Here is a 23242-nt window from a genome sequence, read left to right as displayed (position 1 = left end):
CATGAAGGCCGAACCGTCCCCCGCACGCCGCAGCCGCCGCGGCAGCGGCGCCGTCACGCTGCATGACGTGGCCAAGCTGGCCGGCGTCGCGCCCATCACCGCGTCGCGTGCGCTCAACACGCCGGCCCAGGTGTCCCCGGAGGTGCTCCGGAAGGTGAGCGAGGCCGTCGCCCGCACCGGCTACGTGCGCAACGTCCTGGCCGGCGGCCTGGCGTCGACGCGCAGCCGGCTGGTCGCCGCGGTGGTGCCGACGATCGCGGGGCCGGTGTTCCTGCAGACCGTGCAGTCGCTCACCGAGGCGCTGGCCGAGGAGGGCTATCAGCTGATGCTGGGCCAGAGCGGCTATACCGATTCGCGCGAGGACGCGCTGCTCGATGCCATCATCGGCCGCCGTCCCGACGGGATCGTGCTCACCGGCATCCTGCATTCGACCGAGGGCCGGCGGCGCCTGCTGGCCGCCGGCATCCCGGTCGTGGAGACCTGGGACCTCACGCCCACGCCGCTGGACATGCTGGTCGGCTTTTCTCACGCGGCGGTGGGGCGCGCAGTGGTGGATTTCCTGCGCGCCAAGGGCCGCCGCCGCCTGGCGGTGGTGGCCGGCGACGACGAGCGCTCGCGGCGCCGGCACCAGGCCTTTTGCGACGCGGCCCGCGACGCCGGCCTGCCCGAGGTGTCGCTGATCTACGTGCCGGCGCCGACCACGCTCGGAAGCGGGCGCCGCGCGCTGGCCGAGCTGCTCGCATCGGCGCCCGGCATCGAGGCCGTGTTCTGCAGCTCCGACCTGCTGGCCCTGGGCGTGATGATCGAAGCCCAGGCCCGCGGCATCGCGGTGCCGGACCAGCTGGCGGTGGTGGGTTTCGGCGACCTTGAGTTCGCGGCCGATCTGCATCCGGCACTCAGCACGGTGCGCATCGACAGCGCGGCCATTGGTCGGCAGGCGGCGCGCTTCATCGTGGATCGCGCCGAGGGCCGGGACGTGGCCGAACGGGTGGTCGACATCGGCTTCTCGATCGTCGACCGCGCCAGCGCCTGATTCAGTAGAAACCCTTAGCAATCGGCACTTGACGCCAACAACGGTAGCGCTACCATCGGGGCTGTTCGCGGTAGCGCTACCAAGCCGTTGCCGCATCTGCAATCCCCACTTTCGAATTTTTCGGAGACAAGCCCCATGAAGAAACTGCTCTGCGCCTTGGCCATCGGCCTGTCCGCCTGCCTCGCCCAAGCCCAGGAATGGCCCCAGAAACCAGTGACGCTGGTCGTCCCCTTCCCGGCCGGGGGGTCCACCGACATGGTGGCGCGCGCCATCACCCCCAAGCTCACCGAGAAGCTCGGCCAGCCTTTCCTGGTGGACAACAAGGCCGGCGCCACCGGCACGATCGGCGCGACCCAGGTCAAGCGGGCGGCCGCAGATGGCTCCAGCTTCCTGGTCACCTCGCTCGGGCCGCTGGTGATCGCGCCGCACCTGATCAAGGGGTTGCAGTACGACGCACTGAAGGATTTCGACCTGATCACCGTTGCGGTGCAGGCGCCCAACGTGCTGGTGGTGCCCGCCGCCTCGCCGCACAAGACGGTGGCCGACGTGATCGCCCACGAGAAGAAGAACCCCGGCAAGACGACCTTCGCTTCCTCCGGCAACGGCTCCAGCGACCACCTCACGGCCGAGCTGTTCTGGCAGGAGACCGGCACCACCGGCCTGCATGTGCCCTACAAGGGCGGCGCGCCGGCCATCACCGACCTGCTCGGCGGCCAGGTCGAAGCGTCCTTCCAGAACGTCAACGCGGTGGTCCCGCACATCAAGAGCGGCAAGCTCAAGGCGCTGGCGGTCACCGGCGCAAAGCGATCGCCGGTGTTGCCCGACGTACCCACGATGGCCGAGGCCGGGGTGAAGAACGTGGAGGTCTATTCGTGGCAGGCCATCGTCGCGCCGAAGGGGCTGCCGCCCGCGGTGCGCACCAAGGCGAGCGAGGCGATGGTTGCGGCGCTGAACGAACCGGCGGTCAAGCAGCAGTTCACCGCCATCGGCCTCGAAGTGGTCGGCAACACGCCCGCGCAGTTCGCAAGCTTTCAGAAACAAGAGTTCGACCGCTGGAAGAAAGTGATCGAGACCGGCAAGATCACGATCGACTGATCGACACTCCTATGAATCAGACCCCCGTCATCACCGAGCTGCGCGCGATACCGGTCGCCGGCCGCGACAGCATGCTGCTCAACCTGAGCGGCGCCCACGGCCCCTTCTTCACCCGCAACCTGCTGGTCCTGACCGACAGCGCCGGCCGCACCGGCGTCGGCGAGGTGCCCGGCGGCGAGAAGATCCGCCAGACGCTGGAAGACGCCCGCGAACTGGTGGTCGGCCAGCCCATCGGCGCCCACCAGCGGGTGTTGCAGCAGGTGCAGCAGAAGTTCGCCGATCGCGACAGCGGCGGCCGCGGGCTGCAGACCTTCGACCTGCGCACCACCATCCATGCCGCGACGGCCATCGAATCCGCGCTGCTCGACCTCCTGGGCCAGCACCTCGACGTGCCGGTCGCCGCGCTGCTTGGCGAAGGCCAGCAGCGAGACGCGGTGGAGATGCTGGGCTACCTGTTCTACGTCGGCGACCGCGACAAGACCGACCTGCCCTACGCGCGCGAGCCCGATGCCGCCGACGACTGGTCGCGCCTGCGCCACGAGAAGGCAATGACGCCCGAGGCGATCGTGCGCCTGGCCGAGGCGGCGCAGGCGCGCTACGGCTTCAACGACTTCAAGCTCAAGGGCGGCGTGCTGCGCGGGGATGAGGAAGTCGATGCAGTGGTCGCGCTGCACGAGCGCTTCCCCGAGGCGCGGGTGACGCTCGATCCCAACGGCGGCTGGCTCCTGAAGGATGCGATCCGCCTCGGCCAGCGCATGCGCGGCGTGGTCGCGTACGCCGAAGACCCTTGCGGCGCGGAAGAGGGCTTCTCCGGCCGCGAGGTGATGGCCGAGTTCCGCCGCGCCACCGGCCTGCCCACCGCGACCAACATGATCGCCACCGACTGGCGCCAGCTGAGCCACGCGCTGGCGCTGCAGTCGGTCGACATCCCGCTGGCCGATCCGCATTTCTGGACGATGGCCGGCTCGGTGCGCGTAGCGCAGACCTGCCGCGACTGGGGGCTGACCTGGGGCTCGCATTCCAACAACCATTTCGACGTCTCGTTGGCCATGTTCACGCAAGTAGGCGCCGCCGCGCCGGGGCGCGTGACCGCGATCGACACGCACTGGATCTGGCAAGATGGCCAGCGCCTCACGAAGGAGCCGCTGAAGATCGAAGGCGGCCTGGTGCAGGTGCCGAAGAAGCCCGGGCTGGGCGTCGAGCTGGACATGGCCGAGGTCGAGAAGGCGCACCAGCTCTACAAACAGCATGGCCTGGGCGCACGCGACGACGCGGTTGCGATGCAATATCTGGTCCCCGGCTGGCGCTTCGACCCGAAGCGCCCTGCCTTCGTCCGCTGAACCTCCTGAAGGAAGCCCCATGAGAGAGAACCGCCTGCGCGCGCTGTGGAAATCCGGTGGGGCTGCCGTCAACGGCTGGCTCGCCATCCCGAACGGCTTCTCGGCCGAGACCATGGCCCACCAGGGCTGGGACTCGCTGACCATCGACCTGCAGCACGGCGTGGTCGACTACCAGGCCATGGTCACGATGCTGCAGGCCATTTCCACCACGGACACCGTACCCGTGGTGCGCGTGCCCTGGCTGGAGCCGGGCGCGCTGATGAAGGCGCTCGACGCGGGCGCCTACGGGGTGATCTGCCCGATGGTCAACACGCGCGAGGAGGCCCAGCGCCTGGTCGCCTACACCCACTACGCGCCGCGCGGCACGCGCAGCTTCGGCCCGGTGCGCGCCTTGCTCTACGGCGGCGCCGACTACCCGCAGCACGCCAACGACACCATCGTCACCTTCGCGATGATCGAGACCGCGCAGGCGCTGGACAACCTCGACGACATCCTCTCGGTCGAGGGCCTGGACGCGGTCTACATCGGCCCCTCGGACCTCTCGCTGGCGCTCGGATGCCGGCCCGTCTTCGACGACGTCGACCCGCCGGTCGCGCAGGCCATCGACCACATCCTCGCGCGCGCCAAGGCGCACGGCCTGGTCGCCGGCATCCATAACGGCACGCCCGAGGGCGCGCTGGCGCGCATCGCCAAGGGCTTTCAGTTCGTCACCGTGAGCTCGGACGCGCGCCTGATCGCCGCCGGCTCACAACAGGTGCTGGCCACGATGCGTGCCACACCGCCGAGCACGACGCCGTCCAACTCCTCCACCTACTGAAAGGACATCGACATGAAGATCGGATTCATCGGCCTGGGCATCATGGGCGCGCCGATGGCGCAGAACCTGATGCAGGCCGGCCACGAGATGATCGTGCGCACCCGCAGCAAGGTGCCGGACGCGCTGAAGGGCGCCACCGTGTGCAAGACCAACGCCGAGGTGGCGCGGGCGGCCGAGGTGGTGATCCTCATGCTGCCGGACACGCCCGACGTCGAGCAGGTGCTGTTCGGCGAGGAGGGCGTCGCGGCCGGCCTGGCCAAGGGCAAGCTGGTGATCGACATGAGCTCGATCTCGCCCATCGACACCAAGCGCTTCGCCGCGAAGATCAACGAGCTCGGCTGCGACTACCTGGACGCGCCGGTCTCGGGCGGCGAGGTGGGCGCCAAGGCGGCCAGCCTGACCATCATGGTCGGCGGACCGGAGGCAGCGTTCGAGCGTGCGAAGCCGCTGTTCGAGAAGATGGGCAAGAACATCACGCTGGTGGGCGGCAACGGCGACGGCCAGACCACCAAGGTAGCGAACCAGATCATCGTGGCCCTCAACATCGCCGCAGTGGGCGAGGCGCTGGTGTTCGCGAGCAAGGCCGGCGCCGATCCGGCCAAGGTCCGGCAGGCGCTGATGGGCGGCTTCGCGGCCAGCCGCATCCTGGAGGTGCATGGGGAGCGCATGATCAAGCGCACATTCGACCCGGGCTTCCGTATTGCGCTGCACCAGAAGGACCTGAGCCTGGCGCTGGCCGGCGCGCGTTCGATGGGGGTTGCACTGCCGCAGACGGCCTCGGCGGCGCAGTTGATGCAGTCCTGCGCCGCGCACGGCTGGGACCAGCTGGATCACTCGGCCCTGGTCAAGGCGCTCGAGCAGATGGCGGCGCACACGGTGGCGCCGGACGGCGAGTAGACGCGCCTTGCGGCGTCAGCCGCGCAGGTACGACAGCGCGAAGAGGATGGTGGCGAGCGCGATGCCGGCACGGGTGACGTAGATCCCGAGCTTGGCGGCGACCGGGTCTTGCGGCTGCAGGATGGCGGGCTTGGTGTCCATGTGGGTGACTCCGACGAGAGGTTCGATGTCATCGTAGGCACGAAGTGCGCGCCTGCCTATCGGCTAAACGGGCCAGCGGCTGTTTGGCCGGGGGCCAACCGTGCATTGCGTCACCATTGCGCAACGTGCTTGCGCCTCAGCCCCTGAATGCGCACTACGCGGGGACGGCGTCGATCCCGGGCCGATCCCAGTGCCGATGCTTGGCGATCGCAGCGACGAAGTCGTGCGCGATCTTCACCGCAGCCGTGCTGTCGCCGAGATTGGTGGTCGGCGTCGCGGCCACCACGACACCGGGCGGGAACGACTTGGCGTCGGTGCCGATGCCAAGCATCGACAGCAGCTGTACGCCCTCGCCCACGGTGCAGATGGCCTTGCAGTGCTTGTAGGCTTCGAGCACGAAGTGCACCGCGTCGCCGTTGCGCGCCATGGCCTCGGCACCCGGCGCGCCGGCCGGCACCAGCACCGCATCGAACATCACCGAGGGCATGGCGAGGAACGTGGCGTCCACCTCGACCTGGCGCTTCGACGCGCTGGTGACCGTGCCCAGCCGCGGCCCCACCACCTTGCATTGCGCGCCGGCCTGTTCGATCGCCTCGCGGATGGGCTTGAGCGAGGCCGAGTCGATGCCGTCCACCGCCAGGATCGCGACCTGGCGGGTCTTGATCGAGCCGTCGCCGGTGTCGACCATGCGCAGCGCCGGCGACTCCTCGATCGGCAGCTTCATCCGGTGCTCGCGGTAGCCGGCGCGGCCCGCGGCCGCCTTCGGATCGGGTGCACCGATGCCCAGCGGCTCGGCCACGCGGCGCGCCAGCTTCTCGTCGACGAGCGCGAGGTTGTCGACCATCCGCTGGCGGATGATCGGCGCCGCGACCTTCGAGAGCTCGAAGCGGAAGGCCGCGATGATGTGCTCCTTCTCGGGCACGCTCTGGCTGTTGAAGAACAGCCGCGCCTGGGTGAAGTGGTCGTCGAAGCTGGGGCTGCGGCGCCGCACCTTCGGCGTCTCGATCTCCTCGGGGAAGGACTGGAAACCGCCGCTGGCGCCGTCGATGCGGAACTCCTTGCCGTCGTTCAGCGAGTGCGGCTCGTAGGCCACGTGGCCGCGCGCGATGGCCTGGCGGTGCATGCCGTCGCGCTGGAAGTTGTGGAAGGGGCAGACGCTCTTGTTGATCGGCAGCTCGTGGAAATTGGGCCCGCCCAGCCGCGAAAGCTGCGTGTCGGTGTACGAGAACAGGCGCCCCTGCAGCAGCGGGTCGTTGGTGAAGTCGATGCCGGGCACCAGATGCCCCGGATGGAAGGCGACCTGCTCGGTCTCCGCGAAGAAGTTGTCGGGATTGCGGTTGAGCACCAGTCGCCCGATGCGCTGCACCGGCACCATCTCCTCGGGAATGAGCTTGGTCGGGTCCAGCAGGTCGAAGGGCAGCGAATGCTCCTTGTCCTGCGGGATCATCTGCACGCCCAGTTCCCATTCGGGGAAGTCGCCGCGCTCGATCGCCTCCCAGAGGTCACGGCGATGAAAGTCCGGGTCCTTGCCGGCGATCTTCTGCGCCTCGTCCCAGGCCAGGCCGTGGATGCCGAGCTTTGGCTTCCAGTGGAACTTGACGAAATGGCTCTCGCCGCGCGCGTTGACGAATCGAAAGCTGTGGACGCCGAAGCCCTCCATCATGCGCAGGCTGCGCGGGATCGCGCGGTCCGACATGATCCACATCAGCATGTGGGTGGTCTCGGGCATCAGCGAGGCGAAGTCCCAGAAGGTGTCGTGGGCGCTCGCGGCCTGCGGCATCTCGTGGTGCGGCTCGGGCTTGACCGCATGGATCAGGTCGGGGAACTTGATCGCATCCTGGATGAAGAAGACCGGGATGTTGTTGCCCACCAGGTCGTAGTTGCCCTCGCGCGTGTAGAACTTGACGGCGAAGCCGCGCACGTCGCGCACGGTGTCCGCCGAGCCGCGCGAGCCGGCCACCGTGGAGAAGCGCACGAAGACCGGCGTCTTGACCGAGGGGTCCTGCAGGAAGTCGGCCGAGGTGAACTGCGACATCGACTTGTAGACCTCGAAGTAGCCATGGGCCGCCTCGCCGCGCGCATGCACCACGCGCTCGGGGATGCGCTCGTGGTCGAAGTGCGTGATCTTCTCGCGCAGGATGAAGTCTTCCAGCAGCGAGGGCCCCCGCACGCCCGCCCGCAGCGAGTTGTGGTTGTCGGGGATCTGAACGCCCTGGTTGGTGGTGATGCGCGGTGTGTTTTCGGCGATCGATTCGGCCAGCTGTTCCAGCTTGTCGTTGCTGCCGTTCGTCGGCTTGGGGCGGCGGCTGCCGGAGGGCTTCTTCGCGGGTGTCATCGGGCGTTCCTTCCGTTTTTCCGGAGCGCCGCGGCATCAGCCGGCATCGAAGAAGACGTCCAGGGCGTTGACCACGACCGCAAGGCCGGCAATGCCGGCCACCGCCACCACGGACCAGAGGATGACATCGTCGATCCAGGCCCCATCAAGTGCACTGAACAGCGAGGAAGCTCCATGATTCGCTCCGAGTCATTGTGGTGGTATTGAGGGATGCGTGAGGGCACGGCCGACATGCGGGCGTGTGCAAGAGCTCAGCTTAGGCTGCGCGCCGGCAATCCTCCGTAGTGGCCGCGCACTGGCGTCTGTGGGAGGGTCCAGTGCTTTGCAGTAGGAGCGAACTGACGGATCCGAAGTCCGGCCTACGCGCAGACGCGCTGCACGCCACGCACGAATCTTGCGTCGCCACTTAGGATGCGTGCTCGCTTCGCCACTCTTCTGTCCGACCCCGCCAACTCCATATAGCCCATGCTCATCCGAATCGGCTTCGACATCGAACTCGGCGTGAGCGCGCCGACCGCCTTGATCTACATGCTGCAGGTGCATCCTTCGCGGGCCGGCGACATCGTCGGGAGCGAGAACATCACGATCAGCCCGCCGCTCGCGACCGACTTCTACCGCGACGGCTTCGACAACCAGTGTGCACGGGTTCGCGTGCCCGCGGGCGTCACGCGAGTGCGCCTGCGCAACGAGGCAAAGGTCTTCGACAACGGCTGGCCCGACCCGGTCGACCTCGGCGCGGTCGAGCACACGCCCGACCAACTGCCGGTGGAGACCCTGCGCTTCCTGCTGCCGAGCCGCTACTGCGAGGTGGACGGCGAGCTGCTGGCCTTCGCCTGGAGCCGCTTCGGCCAGTTGCCCAAGGGCTGGTCGCTGGTGCAGGCGATCTGCGACTACGTGCACCAGCACCTGGTCTTCGACTACCAGAGCGCGCGTCCCACGCGGACCGCGCTGGAGGCGTGGCGAGAACGCGTCGGCGTCTGCCGCGACTTCACCCACCTCGCGATCACGCTGTGCCGCTGCATGAACGTACCCGCCCGCTACGTCACCGGCTATCTAGGCGACATCGGCATCCCGCCGGTGCCGTATCCGATGGACTTCAGCGCCTGGTTCGAGGTCTACCTCGGCGACCGCTGGTGGACCTTCGATGCCCGGCACAACACGCCGCGCATCGGCCGCATCATGATCGCGCACGGCCGCGACGCCGCCGATGTACCGATCACCATGGTGTTCGGCGAGCACACGCTGGAGCGCTTCGAGGTGGTGACCGAGGAAGTGGTGGGCTGACGTTCAGGGTGCGTCCGGCGGCACATAGCCCAGTGTCTTCATGGCCGCAGCCAGCCCCTTGCGGCTTTTCTCCATCGCCGCCCAGGGCTTGTTGCCGACGGACAGGCGCTCGCCGATGGTGCGCACGGTCCAGTGCGCGGCGCTCTGCAGCATCGGCAGCTCGTCCCATTCGACCGGCACGGAAACGCCCAGGCCCGGCCGCGAGCGCGCCGACCAGGCGCAGACCGTGGTCGCGCCGAAGCCGTTGCGCAGGTAGTCGACGAAGATCCTGCCGACCCGGTTGCGCGGCCCGCTCTTGGCGACGAAGCGCTGGGGAATGGTCTCGGCCAGGTGGATCACCAGCGCCTGCGCGAAGCCCTTGACCGCATCCCAGCCGTAGTGCCGCCGAATCGGCACCATCACGTGCATGCCCTTGCCGCCGCTGGTCTTCAGGAAGGCCGGCAGCTCCAGCTCGTCCAGCAGGGTGCGTACCAGCAGTGTCGCCTCCTGCATCGCGGCCCAATCGACGCCTTCGCCCGGATCGAGGTCCAGCGTGATGCGATCGGGGCGGTCGATCGCGTTGGAGGTGGCGTTCCAGGTGTGCAGCTCCAGCACGTTCATCTGCGCGGCGGAGAGCAGCCCCTGCACGGTGTCGATCTGCAGCAGCGGCTCGTGGTCGGGGTCGAGCGCGGGGTCCAGCAGCTTCACGCCCGGCATCTCGTTCCTGCTCGCATGCTTCTGGAAGAAGAGCTCGCCGCCCACGCCCTCCGGGGCGCGCACCAGCGCGACCGGGCGGCCCTTCAGGTGCGGGATCATGAGCGCTCCCACCTGGTCGTAGAAGGCGACGAGCTCGCCCTTGGTGACGCCGCTGGTCTGGTCGATCACGCGCTCGGCATGGGTGATGTGCAACGCCTTCATCGATGGGCTCGCTTCATGGTCAAGAGGGTTGGCGGCCGGCGCTTGCGCCAGTTCGCGCCGGATCTGCGACGCGGGCTTGTCGCTGCGCAGGCCCTGGAACACGGCGTGGCGCACGCGGCCATCGCGCGTCCATTCGCCGAAGGCGACCTCGGCCACCAGGCTGGGCTTGACCCAGTGCGCCTTGACGCCCGCGGGCCGCTTCTCGAAGGGACACGCGTCACTCGCCAGCCGGTCGAGCCTGGCCTTGACGTCCTTCAGCCGACCGGCGTCGAAGCCGGTGCCCACGTTGCCGCAATACTGCAGATGGCCCTGTTCGTCGTACACGCCCAGCAGCAGCGAGCCGAAGCCCGTTCGCGAGCCCTGGGGCGCCGTGTAGCCGCCGATCACGAATTCCTGGCGCCGCTGGTTCTTGAGCTTGATCCAGTCCGGCGAGCGGCGCGACACATAGGCCGAGCCCTTGCGCTTGGCGATGATCCCTTCGAAGCCCAGCTCCGCCGAGGACGCCAGCAGCTCGCGCGGCGCGGCCTCGAAGGCCTCGGACAAATGCAGGCCGGCCGGCGGCTTGGGGCCCAGCAGCTGCGCGACCCGCGCCCGGCGCTCTTCCACGGGCAGGGCGCGCAGGTCCTCGCCATCCAGAAAGGGCGCATCGAAGAGCCAGTACACGATGTCGGCCGTCGCGCGGCGATCGAAGGCGTTCTGCAGCGCCTGGAAGTCCGGCGCGCCGTTCTTGCCGGCGACCACGATCTCGCCGTCGAGCCAGGCCGATCGGGTGGGCAGCTTCGCCAGTGCCTTCGCCAGGCCCGGCAGCTTCGACGTCCAGTCGTTGCCGTTGCGCGTGATGCACCGGACCTGGTCGCCCTCGATGCGGGCCAGCAGGCGGTAGCCGTCGAACTTGAGCTCGTAGAGCCAGTCGTCGGGCACCGCGGGCGGCGCCGACACCAGCGTGGCCAGCTCAGGCTCCAGGCGCTCGGGCAGCGCGGCCTGGCGGCGCTTCGCCGAGGTGGCCTTGCGTGGCGCCCGGGCAGGCCCGGGCCTGGGGGCGGGCTCGGCCTTCCGGCCGTAGGTCACCGCCGGCGGATGATCGACATCGCTACCGCTCAGCACGCTGTCGGGCTCGGCCTCGACGATGTCGTAGTCCGCGAGCGGGCGCGCCTCCGCGTCCTGTTCCTTGATCAGCAGCCAGGGCTCCTGCTTCTCGCCCTTGCCGCGCATGCGCACCAGCGTCCAGCGGCCACGCAGCTTGTCGCCGCGCAGCTCGAACTTGAGCTTGCCCTCGGCCAGGCCGCGCGCCGCATCGCCCTCGGCCTCCCACTCGCCGCGGTCCCAGACGATCACCGTGCCGGCGCCGTACTGGCGCGGCGGGATGGTGCCTTCGAAGTCGGCATAGGACACAGGATGGTCCTCGACATGCACCGCCATGCGCTTGACGGATGGATCGAGGCAGGGCCCCTTGGGCACGGCCCAGCTCTTGAGCGTGCCGTCGAGCTCGAGCCGGAAGTCGTAGTGAAGCTGGCGGGCATGGTGCTTCTGCACCACGAAGGCATGGCCACCCTGGCTGGCGCGGCCGACCTGGTGCGGCTCCGGGGTCTTCTTGAAGTCGCGCTTGCGGCGGTAGGGCGCCAGCGCCTCGCTTGCACGGGGGCTTCTTGCCACGGCGGCGCCTCAGGCGGCCTTGCGGCGCGTGGCCGCCTTGCGTGCGGAGGCGCGCTCGCGGGCCGTGCGCTTGACGGCCGGCTTGCAGGCCTTGGACGGTGCGGGCTCGTCGAAGCTGATCGCGCCTTTCCACAGGACGCGAGGCGCGGGGGTCTTGGTCGTGGCTGCAGGCATGGATTCTCCGGAAGGCTACCGTAGGGCGGCCATGCCGGCGCGCATGTAGGAACGCGGCGGGGCCCGGCGTCAGGGCTGGGCGGCTGCGCGGCGGGGGCGCCCCGGCTGCGGGTCAGCCGCTAGCGCGCGCCGTCCGGCCGCGGCACCAGCCGGCCGTCGGGGCCGCGCTCGCAGCTGCCCGCCAACATGTCGCTGCGCCGCCCCGGCATCTCGAAGCGTGCGCCCTCGGCCTTGCCCGCGCAGAGCTCCAGGGCCTCGGGCGGCGGGCCGCCGCGGTGGGCGAAGGGCGGCATGGCCTCGCCGGGCCGCGGCGGTGTCGCATGAAGCGGTGGCGGTGGCGGTGGGGGCAGCATGATGCAGGCGTTCAGGCAGGCGGCCAGCAGCACGGCGGCCAGAGCAGGGATCGTTCTCATGGTTCGTCCTCCAGATCAGGTGATCCCGCAGTGTGCGGGCCGACTTGGGAGAAAGCTTGGAAGACCTTCCTGCTCAATCGAGGGGTGCCTCGAAGGCGAAGCCCACGCCGTAGACGGAGCGAATCCAGTCGTGCGAGGGCGCAGCGGCGGAGAGCTTGCGCCGCAGGTTCTTGATGTGGCTGTCCACCGCGCGTTCAGAGACGTCGGCATCGTCGTCGTAGGCCAGCTCCAGCAGCCGGGCCCGCGGGAAGATGCGGCCGGGGTGCCGCGACATCGCCTGCAGCAGCCTGAACTCGCGCCGCGTCAGGTTCAGCGGGCTGCCGCCCAGCGTCGCGCGCCAGTGCGCCTCGTCCAGTACCACCGGGGCCTCGGCCTCGCGGTCGGTCGCGGCCAGGCCCTCGACGCGGCGCAGCACGGCGCGCACGCGGGCCACCACCTCGCGCGGCGAAAAGGGCTTGCACACGTAGTCGTCGGCCCCCAGCTCCAGCCCCAGCAGGCGGTCGACCTCCTCGATCCGCGCGGTGAGCATGATGATCGGGTGGCTGGTGTGCACGCGGGCCTGCCGCAGCACACCCAGGCCATCCAGCCCCGGCAGCATGATGTCGAGCAGCGTGAGGTCGGGCGGTGCCTCCAGCATGCGCGCCAGCGCCGTGCGGCCGTCGGCCACGTGCTCGGTCTCGTGGCCGGCATGGCGCAGGTAGTCCTGCAGCACCGAGGCGATGTCGGCCTCGTCCTCGACGATCAGGATGCGGCTCACTGGACTACACCTTCGGCTACGGTGCCATTCGCCTTCGGAGCGGCCGTGCTGCTCATGTATTTTTCCTCCAGTGGAAGCCAAAGCGTGATCCTCAACCCGCCCAGTGGCGAGGCCGAGGCATCGATCTCGCCGCCGTGCGCCTCGACCATGGCCCGGCAGATCGACAGGCCCAGGCCCGAGCCGCCGAGTGCGCGGCTGCGCGAGCCCTCGGCACGGAACAGGCGCTCGAACAGCAGCGGCAGTTCGCCGGGCGCGACGCCCGGGGCGCTGTCGTCGAAGCGCAGCACCAGCCGTTGCGCCCCGGCGCTGCCTTCGACCGCGGCGTCGATGCGCAGCGTGCCGCCCCCGTCGGTGTAGGAGAGGGTGTTGTCGAGCAGGTTCATGAACACCTGGTGCAGCCGCTGGGCATCGCCCTCCACGATCGGTTGCGATCCAGCGGCCAGGGCATCGACCGCTTCCGCCTCCACCGCGATGCGGCGCCGGGCGAAGCGATCGCGCGTCGCGGCCAGCGCCTCCTTCAGCAACATGAGCGGGAACACGGGCGCACGGGTGATCGAATCGGCCTGCGGCTCGCGCATGCTGCTGCGCAAGTCGTCGACCAACTGGTTGAGCCGCATGACCTGGCGGTGCAGCCGCAGCGCGGTGCGGTCGTCGAAGCTGCGCACGCCGTCCTGCAGCGCCTCGATCTCCGCGCGCATGGCGGCCAGTGGCGTGCGCAGCTCGTGCGCCACGTCGGCCAGCCAGGCGCGGCGCGACGCCTCGACCGTATCGAGGCGCTCGGCCATGTCGTTGAAGGTGCGGCCGAGCAGGGCCAGCTCGTCCGAACCCCGCACCTGCACGCGGGTGCCGAGCCGGCCGCGCGCCACGTCCTGCGCCCCCTGCGTGAGCGCATCGATGGGGCTGAGCCAGCGCCGCGCCAGCAGCCACGAGAGCACCAGCGCGAGGCCCAGCCCCACCGCGCCGGTCAAGGCGATGTAGCCCGACTGCCGGGCGAGGAAGGCGCGATCGGCCTCGCTGGCGAGTCCCTCGACGGGTGCGAGCACCAGTTGCCCGACGACCAGGTTGCCGAGGCGGATCGGCAGGTGGGCAGCCGAGGCCGGGTCGACGGTCGCGCCGATCACCCGCTGCCCGGCGGCATCGATGACGCCCAGGCGCCGGTAGATCGAATCGACCGCATCGCGCAGGCCGGGAAAGAGCCAGGGCGGCGGCGGAGGGGCGAAGCGCCGGGGCAGCAGTTCGAGCTGGGGAGGCGGAACGGGGCCGGGAGCGCCGCCGGGCTCGGCTTCGGGGCGGGCCGGGCGCGCATACCAGGGCGGCAGCCGGGCGTCCTCCGCATCACGCGGCCCGGCTTGCTGCGTCACGCCCGCGTCGCCCATCTGCAGCCGATGCCAGACCTCATCGCGGTCGCGCAACGCATTCCAGTTGCCCTGGGCCGCGTAGTGCTTCTGCAGCAGCTGCGCCAGCCAGTCCATGCGGCGGATCTCGATCTCCGCCACGTAGGGCCCGAGGCCGCGCTGCAGCGCGAAGATCGAGAAGCCGGCGGAGATCAGCAGCAGCATGACCAGCAGCGCGGCGAGGGCGAAGAAGATCTTCCTGGTGAGCGTCAGGCGGGGCATCGAAAGAACGATCGGCGCATGGCCGCATTCTGCGTCAGGCCCCCGCGCCTCCCGCGCCTCCCGCGGCGCGCGGCGCTGCCGTCAGAAGGCATGGCGGATGCCGAAGTCGTAGCCGGTCGAGGAACGCGGCAGGCCCGCGTAGCCGGCGCCCGTGCTGCCGTAGCCGGTCGTGATGGCGGAGCTGAGGCTGCCGCTGTAGGCCGCATCGTTGCGATTGTTCACACGCGCCACGGTGGCGTAGAGCGCGGTGCGCTTCGACAGGTTGTGCACATAGCCCAGTGCCAGCTTCTGCACCCGAGGCTCTTCGCCCAGCAGGCCCGCCGCGCCCTCGTTGTAGCGGACGGCGGAGTACGAGGCGCGTATCAGCCCCGGCCCGACCGGCACGGTGGCGCCCAGCAGGTAGCCGTCGTAGCTGTCGTGCGTCGATGCGAACGCGGTCTCGAAGCCGTTGCGCACGCTCGACAGCTCGCCGAACAGCTTGACCGGGCCGAAGTCGTAGGAGGCGCCGAGATTGCCCGTGCGCACCTTGCGCGTGAGCGTGGTGTTGTCCGCCGCGATGCTCTCACCCAGCGACACCGCGACATCCACGGGCCCGTTGGCCCAGCCGAAGCGCCCGCCGATGTAGCGGCCTGCATTGCTGTTGGTCGAGGCGGTGCTGGCCGAGCCGCTGGTGTCGGTGTTCTCGTGCAGGCTGTACTGGATCTGGCCGTAGAAGCCGCCCAGGTTCCCAGGCAGGAAGTAGCCGATCGAGTTGCTGGCGCGCGTGTAGTTCGAGTTCGCAAGGCTGCTGCTCGCACTCACCGAACTGATCACGTTGGTGCCCGAGCCATTGGTGCCGAAGGGGTCGAACACCGTGTCGTTCCAGAAGGTCGGCGCGTAGTCGCGGCCCAGGCGCAGTTCGCCGAAACCGCCCGACAGGCTCACCGTCGAGCGGCGGCTGAAGGTGCTGATGCCGGTGGCGCCGTCGTCGTTGCTGATGGGCGCCTCGAGCCAGAAGCTCGCGGCCAGCCCGCCGCCCAGGTCTTCCGTGCCGCGGAAGCCGATGCGGCTGGAGTTGTAGCCCGAGTTGGCCAGGCTCCATTGGCTTTGCTTTGAGCTCAGGCCGGTGACGGCATCGCGCGCGGTCGCCGACTGGTAGCTCACGCCCGCGTCCACCACGCCGAAGAGCGTGACGGACGACTGGGCAAAGGCCGCCCCGGTGGCGGCAAGAGCGGCGAGGGCCGCGAGGGACTTTCTCATTCAGATTTCTCCAGTTTCAAAAGGGAGCACGGCCGACTTCCGGAGTGGACTTCGAGCCGGCGCGTCGCGGCCCGCACCGCATCCGCGCAACCGCTCCATTCGAGCGGTGGAGGGATGGTCGGGGCCAAAGGGGGAGGAAATTGGGAGCTCAGGACCGGCATGCGCACAGGCGCAACGCGGCGATGTCGGGTCAGCGCTCCGAGGCGCCGGCACCGCCGCGGCGGCGCGACTCGCGCAGCAGTGCGAGCAGCGCGCAGACATGCACCGCCAGCGCGAAGAGCGCGCTGGCCGCCATGAGGGCCTGCTCCCACACATCGCGCGCGCTGCCGCCGTCCGCATCCATCTCCGCCATGAACAGCACGCCGAGCACCGCCGGCGGGATGGCCAGCAAGACGCCGATCGCGCCGGCGACGCCACATCTCCCATTCGTCATGGGCAGGCCCCTTGAGGACGGATCGCCCCGGATCGCCTGTCGCCGGTCGACAGGATGGGCGCGAGCGTGTCGGCCGCGGCGCTCCGCTCGGCCTTGCAGCGGGCCTTGCAGCCGGCCTTGCATCGGGGCTCGTCCCCGCCCGCGAGCAGGAGGGCGGCGGTGAAGCAGAGTCCGGTGATCCACGGCAGCGACGCCTCGAGGAAGCTGCCCGCATCGGGCAGCGCTTCCGCTGCAGGGACGAGCGCAAAGGCCTCCTCGTGCAGCGATCCGGCCCTCATGGCTGCGCCCCCTGGCCGGCAGCAGCCACGGGCATCCGCAGCGTGAGGCCCATGCCGCCCAGTGCCGAGGGCGCGGCATACAGGCGGCCGCCCAGGCGATCGACGATGCGCCGCGCCAGCAGCACGCTGGCGCGCAGCTCGCCCTCCTCCGGCGCAATGGGCTGGCGCGCGGCGAAGAGACGGTCGAAGAGCGCGGCCAGCCGTGGCTGCTGTCCGGAGGCCAGGCTGGAGTCCATGAAACTCACCACCGCCTGGCCGTTCTCGCGCCGTGCCAGCGTCTTCAGCATGCCACCGCGCGGCATGGCTTCGCACGCGAGGCGCACGATCTGCATGAATGCCTGCCGCAGCTCGCCCGGGTCTGCCCACACGCCGAGCGCGATGTCGGGCAACCGGTGCTCGAGCGCGATGCCCGCCGCGTGCAGCATCGCGCCGCAGGAACGGGACATCTCTTCGAGCGCGGTGCGCAGGTCGAGCCAGCGGCGCTCGACGGGTGCGAGCGCCTCGGAGGCGCTGGGGTCGACAGGGTGCGGCCTGCGGGCCGCGAGTGCGCGCGGCACGCAGGCGAGCGACAGGTTCAGGCCGAGCCCGAGGATGACGGCGGGCGAGAGTTCCATGCAGAAGACCTCCTGATTGGACTGGGACCGCCCGATGCTGGCCGCCAAATATGGAGGAATCTGGGATGCGCCGATTGCGGCGCGGCGCCTCAGGCGGCGCGCCGCCGCAGGTCGCGCTCGCTCTCGACCGCAAAGTAGAACCATTCGGTCCCGGGCAGCGCCTGCGCGTTGGGGAACACGATGAAGCCGTCGCGCTCGGCCGCGATGACGCTGCCGTCGGCGCGCTCGCCGATGGGCTCGCCCTTCGCCACCGGGTCGAAGGTGGCCCAGTCGCGCACGAACTGGTCGTCCTCGCTGTCGCGGTCGGTCACGCTGACCAGGCGCAGCAGCGCAGGCGCCGCCGGCGGCTCGGCGCGCGGATCGGCGGCGGTCATGCCCAGCAGGCGCAGTGCCGCATGGATGGCGCGGTGCGCGACCTCGGGCGCGGCCGGGTCCTGGTGCTGGCCGCATTCGAGCGTGACGCCGTAGCCACCGCGGCTGCGCATGTATTCGTTCGTGCCCCAGCCGAATGCGAGTGCCGCCTCGTCGGCCGCCTGACCGCCGGCACGCTGCGCCAGGCCGGCTGCATAAATGTCGAGCCAGCCCTCGACCACGCGCGAGGTGCCCATGTGAAGCGCGAGCTGCCCCTCCTCGAAGGCGCGCGCGAAGGGCTCCAGCGCGCCGGCGTTGTCGCGCGGGCCGATCATCGCGAAAGCCTCACCCTCGCTCTGGAAGGAATGCAGGTCCAGCAGCACGTCGTGCCGCTCGAGCAGTGGGCACAGCAGGTCGGTGATGCGGGCCTCGTAGTCGGACGGGTCCTGGCCCGTGGGCGTTGGCTTGAACAGGCGGTTGAGGTTGCGCTCGCCTTCGCGCCGCATCAGCCTGCGCGCCAGCGGGTTGGCCACGGGCACGAGGGTGAGCTGGCCGCGTAGCAGCTGCAGGGCGCCGCTGTCGAGCTCGGCCAGGGCACGCTCGATGCCCACGGTGCCGCAGGTTTCGTCGCCATGCACGCCGCCCAGGACGATGAGCCTCGGCCCGGGCTCGAGGGACGTGAAGCCGTGGATGCGAAGGAGGTCGGGTGCGGGTGGCTGCTGCTCGCTCATCTCGCCGCTGATCCTACAGGGCGGCGCATGGCGGTCCTACCGGGCTTTCCGCGATGGCGTGCCAGAAGGTCAGGATGACAAAGGAGCAAGCAATGGCCAGCAAGAAGGCGCCCGCGAAGACCGATCCGCTGAAGGATGCCGGCGGCGGCAAGACCAAGGTGGAGCAGGGCGGCGAATCCGCACCACGCCTGCCGCACGAGCGGGACCAGTCTTCCGACAGCCAGCAGAACCAGGACAGCTCGGAAATGGGCCGCAAGGCGATGGAAGACGTGGAACGCGGGGTGGTCGACACCGACCGCGGCCCCGAAGCCGACCGTGTCTACAACGAAAAGGTCAGGCGCTAGGGCCTGGCTTCGAGGCGGGTGCGCATCTCGGCGATCACGCCCGCATAGTCCTTGGCATTGAAGATGGCGCTGCCGGCCACGAAGGTGTCCGCGCCGGCACTGGCCACGCGCGCGATGTTGTCGGTCTTGATGCCGCCATCGACCTCCAGGCGGATGTCGCGCCCGCTGGCCTCGATGCGCTTGCGCGCGAGCTCGATCTTGCGCAGCGCCGAGTCGATGAAGCTCTGGCCGCCGAAGCCCGGGTTGACGCTCATGATCAGGATCAGGTCGATGTCGTCGATGGCCCAGTCCAGCGGCTCCAGCCCCGCACCCGGGTTGAACACCAGCCCCGCCTTGCAGCCGGCCGCCTTGATGGCCTGGATGCTGCGGTGCGTGTGGGGCGACGCATCGGGATGGAAGCTGATGTAGTCGGCCCCGGCCTGGGCAAAGGCGGCGGCCAGTGCATCCACCGGCTCGATCATCAGGTGCACGTCGATCGGCACCGGCGTGCCGCCGGCCGTCTTCGCATGGGGCTTGAGCGCCTGGCAGACCATGGGGCCGAAGGTGAGGTTCGGCACGTAGTGGTTGTCCATGACGTCGAAATGGATCCAGTCGGCGCCGGCGGCGATCACATCGCTCACTTCGGCGCCGAGGCGCGCGAAATCGGCCGAGAGGATGGAAGGGGCGATCCGGAAGGTGCGGCTGCTGCTCATGGGCGTAGATTGTCGCAGGCTGTCTTTCATCCATTGTTAACATCGCCCCGATGTCCAGCCAACCGATCAACGTCCAGGTCGACCCGCGCTACCTGCCGGACCAGTCTTCGCCCGAAGACCGGGTCTACACCTTCGCCTACACGATCACCGTGACCAACACGGGTCGCGTGGCGGCGCAGCTGATCTCCCGGCACTGGCTCATCAACGACGCGACGGGAAAGACGCAAGAGGTCAAGGGCCTCGGCGTGATCGGCCAGCAGCCGCTCCTGGCGCCGGGGCAGTCCTTCCGATATACCAGCGGATGCCGGCTGCAGGCGCCCAGCGGTACCATGCATGGGAGCTACTTCTTCGTGACCGAGCACGGCGAACGCTTCGACGTCGCGATTCCCGTGTTCGTGCTGGAAGCCGACACGGGCGGCCCGCCCGTCTCGCGCGTGCTGCACTGAACGCAACCTTCTTCCTCGAGCCATGAACGCCTCGTGCGCTCTGCTCGATTCGCGGCGCCTGCCCGGCGCCCGCGCCTTTAGTTAACAGATTGGCTTGATGAGTTCTTTCATTCCCAACGACCTGCTGGGTTTCTGGTCCGAATGGGTGCGGCCCTCGGCGGGCCTGCCCACGGTGCTGTGGTCGCTGCTGCTGGCCGCTGCCGCCGCAGCCGGCCACCTGGTGCAGCGCTACACGGGCATGCCCAAGGTGGTCGGCTACTCGGTGGTCGGCACGGTGGTCGGCCTGGCGGGCTTCGAGGGCGCGATGTGGCCGCTGCAGGGCATCAGCCTGTTCCTGCTCGAGCTCGGCGTGGCGATCGTGCTGTTCGAGGCCGGCGGCCGGCTGCCGCTGCGCTGGTTCCGCCACAACCCGATGGTGCTGGTGCAGAGCCTGCTCGAAGCCACGCTGACCTACTTCGGCGTGTTCTGGGTGCTCCACTGGATGGATGTACCCGACCCGGTGGCCAACCCTGTCGCGCTGATGGCGATCGTGGCCTCGCCGGCGGTGCTGAGCCGGGTGGTGATGGACACCCGCGGCTCCGGCCCGGTGACCGAGCGCGCGCTGACGCTGGCCACGCTCAACACCTTCTATGCGCTGGCGCTGGGCTATGCGCAGGCCGGGCTGATCGAGCACGCGCCGCTGGGCCTGTTCCAGAAGCTCTACCCGGTAGCGGTGGTGCTGGGCCTGTCCTTCGTGGTGGGCGCGCTGATGGCGCTGTCGCTGCGCTCGGCGCTGCGGGTGATGAGCCCGACCAGCGAGAACACCTCGATCCTGCTGCTCGCGATCATCGCGGCCGGCGCCGCGCTGGCTGCGCATTTCGGCGGCTCGGCCCCGCTGGCGGCGCTGATCGGCGGCGTGCTGCTCAAGGCCCTGCATCCCAAGCCCTGGGTCTGGCCGCGGCAACTGGGCACCGCGGCCTCGCTGCTCACCATGCTGATGTTCGTGCTGGTGTCGGTCGTGGCGGCGCAGGCCGACTGGAGCCTGCCCGTAGCCAGCGTGGTGCTTGCGGTGATCGCCGTGCGCACGGTTGCCAAGATCGCGGGCGTGGCCATCGCCAACCCGGGCAGCGGCGCGAGCTGGCGCCAGGCCCTGTGGGTGGGCTGCGCAATGTCGCCGCTGTCGTCCATCGCGCTCTTGATCACCTCGGCCTTCGTCACCGCCTCGCCGCTGCTGGGTGCGATGATCACGCAGATCGCGCTGCCCGCCATCCTGCTGATGGAGGTGCTCGGCGCGGTGCTCGCCACCGTCGCCATCCACGGCGCCGGCGAAAGCTCCAGGCCCTGGCTGCCCGAGGCCTTCAGCATCACGGAGGACACGCAGCGATGAGCGCAGCGCCGGGCCGCCCCAAGCAAGCTCGCGTCCCCTCGGGGGGCAGCGATGACACGAAGTGCAGAGCGTGGGGGTCGATATGAGCGTCTTCGAAACTGCCCGGCCGGCCGACGGAACGCCGCCGATCCCCGGCTCTCCCGAGAGCCGCGTGGTGCCGCTGGAGCCCTTCAACAAGTCGGTCGCGCTGTCGCTGGGCGTCGAGCTGGAGCTGCAGCTGGTCAACACCCACGACTACGACCTCGCGCCCTATGCCGAGGACATGCTGCGCCTGATGGCGCAAACCCCGCTGCCCGGCAGCGTGGTGCCCGAGATGACCTCGAGCATGATCGAGATCTCGACCGACATCTGCCACTCGGCCAAGGACGTGGCGGCGCAGCTCACGCCCATCCGCGACGCGCTGGTGAAGAACGCCGACAAGCTCAACATCGCGGTGGTGGGCGGCGGCACGCACGCCTTCCAGCAGTGGCACGAGCGGCGCATCTACGACAAGCCGCGCTTTCGCGAGCTGTCGGAGCTGTACGGCTACCTGTCGAAGCAGTTCACCATCTTCGGCCAGCACGTGCACATCGGCTGCCCCGATGCCGACGGCGCCCTGCTGATGCTGCACCGCATGTCGCGCTACATCCCGCACTTCATCGCCTTGTCGGCGTCGTCGCCCTTCGTGCAGGGGCAGGACACCCAGTTCGACTCGGCACGGCTCAACTCGGTCTTTGCCTTTCCCCTGTCGGGCCGCGCACCCTTCACCCTCAGCTGGCGCGAATTCGGCAACTACTTCGAGCGCATGACCCGCACCGGTGTCGTGCGCAGCATGAAGGACTTCTACTGGGACATCCGGCCCAAGCCCGAGTTCGGCACCATCGAGATCCGTGTCTTCGACACCCCGCTCACGGTCGAGCGCGCCGCGGCGCTGGCCGGCTACGTGCAGTCGCTGGCGGCCTGGTTCCTGCAGGAGCAGCCCTTCACGCCGACCGAGGACGACTACCTGGTCTACACCTACAACCGTTTCCAGGCCTGCCGCTTCGGTCTGGACGCCGTCTACGTCGACCCTGCCACCGGCAGCCACATGCCGCTGCGCGACCACATTCTCATGACCATGACCCAGCTCGAATGGCACAGCGAGGCGCTGGACGCCACCGAGGCCCTGGGCCAGCTGCGCACCAGCGTGGAAGCCAACCGCAACGACGCGCGCTGGCTGCGCGAGCGCCAGGCCAAGGAGCGGCTGCTGGCGGAGGTGGTGCGGCAGGCGGCGAAGCGCTTCCGGCACGGATGAGGGCGACCACCGTGGGCGAGTTCGACCTCATCGACCGGTACTTCAAGCGCCCGGCCGCGCGTTCTCCTCTCGGTGTCGGCGACGACTGCGCGCTGCTCGCACCCGCACCCGGCATGCAACTCGCGGTGTCTACCGACATGCTGGTCGAGGGCCGCCATTTCCTCTCCACTGTGGATCCCGCACGCCTCGGCCACAAGGCGCTCGCGGTCAACCTGAGCGACCTGGCGGCCTGCGGCGCGAAGCCGCTGGCCTTCACCCTCGCGCTGGCGCTGCCCGCGGCCGACGAGGCCTGGCTCGAGGCCTTCTCGCGCGGCCTGTTCGCGCTGGCCGATGCGCACGGCTGCGAGCTGGTCGGCGGCGACACCACGCGCGGGCCGCTGAATCTTTGCATCACCGTCTTCGGCGAGGTCCCGGCCGGGGCGGCGCTGCTGCGCTCCGGTGCCAGGCCGGGGGACGAGCTCTGGGCCAGCGGCACGCTGGGCGACGCGCGCCTCGCGCTGGAGGTCTTTCGCGGCACGCTGGCGTTGCCGGCCGAGGCCTTCGAACAGGCGCGCCGGCGCATGGAGCAGCCCGAGCCGCGCGTCGCGCTGGGCCAGGCGCTGCGCGGCATCGCCAGCGCCGCCGTTGATCTGAGCGATGGGCTGGTTGGCGATCTCGGCCATATCCTTGCCGCCAGCGGCGTGGGCGCGACGGTGGATGCCGATGCCGCATGCGGCCTCGTCGGCATCCCCGCCGCGGCCGCGCTAAACCCGGCGCTGCGCCGCAGCTGTGCGCTCGCGGGCGGCGACGACTACGAGCTGCTCTTCGCCGCGCCGGCCTCTGCTGCCGCCGCCGTCCTCGAGGCTGCACGGCAGAGCGCCACCCCCGTCGCGCGCGTCGGGCGCGTCGAGGCGGCGCCCGGCTTGCGCATCGTCGATGCGCAGGGCGCGCCGCTCTCGCAGCAGTTCGCGGCGTTCGATCATTTCCGGGCCGAGCCCTGAGACGCCTGAATCTCCTCGGGCGCGCTGCGCGAGATTCGGTGAG

General features: G+C 69.7%; 24 protein-coding genes. 11 read left to right on the top strand and 13 right to left on the bottom strand.

What is annotated here, in order from left to right:
- Position 1: 1 nt before the first annotated feature.
- The 5 genes from E5P3_RS28305 to E5P3_RS28285 all read left to right on the top strand — a co-directional run bounded on the left by E5P3_RS28305 (position 2) and on the right by E5P3_RS28285 (position 5182).
- Positions 2-1033 (top strand): LacI family DNA-binding transcriptional regulator, encoded by a 1032-nt coding sequence (locus E5P3_RS28305; RefSeq protein WP_162588989.1) that lies wholly within the window; start codon positions 2-4, stop codon positions 1031-1033.
- Between the two features lie 135 nt (positions 1034-1168).
- Entirely contained in the window at positions 1169-2128 is a 960-nt protein-coding gene (locus E5P3_RS28300; protein ID WP_162588988.1) for a Bug family tripartite tricarboxylate transporter substrate binding protein, read from the top strand.
- An 11-nt stretch (positions 2129-2139) separates the two neighbouring features.
- Positions 2140-3468 carry a glucarate dehydratase gene (gudD, locus tag E5P3_RS28295; protein ID WP_162588987.1) on the top strand — a complete coding sequence of 443 codons (1329 nt, stop codon included), beginning with the start codon at positions 2140-2142 and terminating at the stop codon, positions 3466-3468.
- A gap of 19 nt (positions 3469-3487) precedes the next feature.
- Positions 3488-4285: an HpcH/HpaI aldolase family protein gene (locus tag E5P3_RS28290; RefSeq protein ID WP_162588986.1), complete on the top strand. Its 798-nt coding sequence runs from the start codon at positions 3488-3490 to the stop codon at positions 4283-4285.
- A gap of 12 nt (positions 4286-4297) precedes the next feature.
- Positions 4298-5182 carry a 2-hydroxy-3-oxopropionate reductase gene (locus E5P3_RS28285; RefSeq protein WP_162588985.1) on the top strand — a complete coding sequence of 295 codons (885 nt, stop codon included), beginning with the start codon at positions 4298-4300 and terminating at the stop codon, positions 5180-5182.
- Between the two features lie 15 nt (positions 5183-5197).
- Here the strand turns inward: E5P3_RS28285 and E5P3_RS36210 are convergent, their stop codons facing one another.
- On the bottom strand, positions 5198-5323 hold the full coding sequence (locus E5P3_RS36210; protein WP_269473996.1) for a hypothetical protein: 126 nt from the start codon (positions 5321-5323) through the stop codon (positions 5198-5200).
- A 154-nt stretch (positions 5324-5477) separates the two neighbouring features.
- Positions 5478-7658, bottom strand: coding sequence for a catalase HPII (katE, locus tag E5P3_RS28280; protein WP_162588984.1), 2181 nt, complete (start codon positions 7656-7658; stop codon positions 5478-5480).
- Positions 7659-8123: 465 nt separating this feature from the next.
- Here katE and E5P3_RS28275 point away from each other — a divergent pair, with 465 nt between their 5' ends.
- Complete coding sequence (locus tag E5P3_RS28275) at positions 8124-8942, top strand: transglutaminase-like domain-containing protein (RefSeq protein WP_162588983.1); 819 nt, start codon at positions 8124-8126, stop codon at positions 8940-8942.
- Positions 8943-8945: 3 nt separating this feature from the next.
- On the opposite strand, the gene ligD is transcribed toward E5P3_RS28275, so the two are convergent.
- The 10 genes from ligD to E5P3_RS28225 form a co-directional block, all read right to left on the bottom strand.
- Positions 8946-11492: a DNA ligase D gene (ligD, locus tag E5P3_RS28270; RefSeq protein ID WP_162588982.1), complete on the bottom strand. Its 2547-nt coding sequence runs from the start codon at positions 11490-11492 to the stop codon at positions 8946-8948.
- Between the two features lie 9 nt (positions 11493-11501).
- Positions 11502-11666 (bottom strand): hypothetical protein, encoded by a 165-nt coding sequence (locus E5P3_RS28265; protein ID WP_162588981.1) that lies wholly within the window; start codon positions 11664-11666, stop codon positions 11502-11504.
- 119 nt (positions 11667-11785) lie between these two features.
- Positions 11786-12079 (bottom strand): hypothetical protein, encoded by a 294-nt coding sequence (locus E5P3_RS28260; protein WP_162588980.1) that lies wholly within the window; start codon positions 12077-12079, stop codon positions 11786-11788.
- A 73-nt stretch (positions 12080-12152) separates the two neighbouring features.
- On the bottom strand, positions 12153-12836 hold the full coding sequence (locus E5P3_RS28255) for a response regulator (RefSeq protein WP_162588979.1): 684 nt from the start codon (positions 12834-12836) through the stop codon (positions 12153-12155).
- Complete coding sequence (locus E5P3_RS28250; RefSeq protein WP_162588978.1) at positions 12833-14452, bottom strand: ATP-binding protein; 1620 nt, start codon at positions 14450-14452, stop codon at positions 12833-12835. The genes E5P3_RS28255 and E5P3_RS28250 overlap by 4 nt, the downstream gene beginning before the upstream one ends.
- Before the next feature lie 81 nt (positions 14453-14533).
- Positions 14534-15691, bottom strand: coding sequence for a porin (locus E5P3_RS28245; protein ID WP_162588977.1), 1158 nt, complete (start codon positions 15689-15691; stop codon positions 14534-14536).
- A gap of 190 nt (positions 15692-15881) precedes the next feature.
- Complete coding sequence (locus E5P3_RS28240; protein WP_162588976.1) at positions 15882-16124, bottom strand: hypothetical protein; 243 nt, start codon at positions 16122-16124, stop codon at positions 15882-15884.
- Positions 16121-16402, bottom strand: a complete 282-nt coding sequence (locus E5P3_RS28235) for a hypothetical protein (protein ID WP_162588975.1) — start codon at positions 16400-16402, stop codon at positions 16121-16123. The genes E5P3_RS28240 and E5P3_RS28235 overlap by 4 nt, the downstream gene beginning before the upstream one ends.
- Positions 16399-17016 carry a sensor histidine kinase gene (locus E5P3_RS28230; protein ID WP_162588974.1) on the bottom strand — a complete coding sequence of 206 codons (618 nt, stop codon included), beginning with the start codon at positions 17014-17016 and terminating at the stop codon, positions 16399-16401. The genes E5P3_RS28235 and E5P3_RS28230 overlap by 4 nt, the downstream gene beginning before the upstream one ends.
- 89 nt (positions 17017-17105) lie before the next feature.
- Positions 17106-18098: a succinylglutamate desuccinylase/aspartoacylase domain-containing protein gene (locus tag E5P3_RS28225; RefSeq protein WP_162588973.1), complete on the bottom strand. Its 993-nt coding sequence runs from the start codon at positions 18096-18098 to the stop codon at positions 17106-17108.
- A 92-nt stretch (positions 18099-18190) separates the two neighbouring features.
- On the opposite strand from E5P3_RS28225, the gene E5P3_RS28220 reads away from it, so the two are divergent.
- Complete coding sequence (locus E5P3_RS28220; protein WP_162588972.1) at positions 18191-18442, top strand: hypothetical protein; 252 nt, start codon at positions 18191-18193, stop codon at positions 18440-18442.
- On the opposite strand, the gene rpe is transcribed toward E5P3_RS28220, so the two are convergent.
- Complete coding sequence (gene rpe, locus E5P3_RS28215; protein ID WP_162588971.1) at positions 18439-19134, bottom strand: ribulose-phosphate 3-epimerase; 696 nt, start codon at positions 19132-19134, stop codon at positions 18439-18441. The two genes, E5P3_RS28220 and rpe, sit on opposite strands and share 4 nt — an antisense overlap.
- A 50-nt stretch (positions 19135-19184) precedes the next feature.
- On the opposite strand from rpe, the gene apaG reads away from it, so the two are divergent.
- From apaG to thiL, 4 genes are all read left to right on the top strand, one after another.
- Positions 19185-19580 (top strand): Co2+/Mg2+ efflux protein ApaG, encoded by a 396-nt coding sequence (gene apaG, locus E5P3_RS28210; protein WP_068681727.1) that lies wholly within the window; start codon positions 19185-19187, stop codon positions 19578-19580.
- Between the two features lie 97 nt (positions 19581-19677).
- Complete coding sequence (locus E5P3_RS28205; protein WP_162588970.1) at positions 19678-20946, top strand: cation:proton antiporter; 1269 nt, start codon at positions 19678-19680, stop codon at positions 20944-20946.
- A gap of 154 nt (positions 20947-21100) precedes the next feature.
- Entirely contained in the window at positions 21101-22219 is a 1119-nt protein-coding gene (locus E5P3_RS28200) for a YbdK family carboxylate-amine ligase (protein ID WP_068681842.1), read from the top strand.
- Between the two features lie 11 nt (positions 22220-22230).
- Positions 22231-23199, top strand: coding sequence for a thiamine-phosphate kinase (thiL, locus tag E5P3_RS28195; RefSeq protein WP_162589916.1), 969 nt, complete (start codon positions 22231-22233; stop codon positions 23197-23199).
- The last annotated feature ends 43 nt before the right edge of the window (positions 23200-23242 follow it).

It is taken from the genome of Variovorax sp. RA8, from assembly GCF_901827175.1.
Taxonomy (GTDB): Bacteria; Pseudomonadota; Gammaproteobacteria; order Burkholderiales; family Burkholderiaceae_C; genus Variovorax.
The sequence above is the reverse complement of the archived record's forward strand: the minus strand, read 5'-3'. Positions and strand labels throughout refer to the sequence as shown.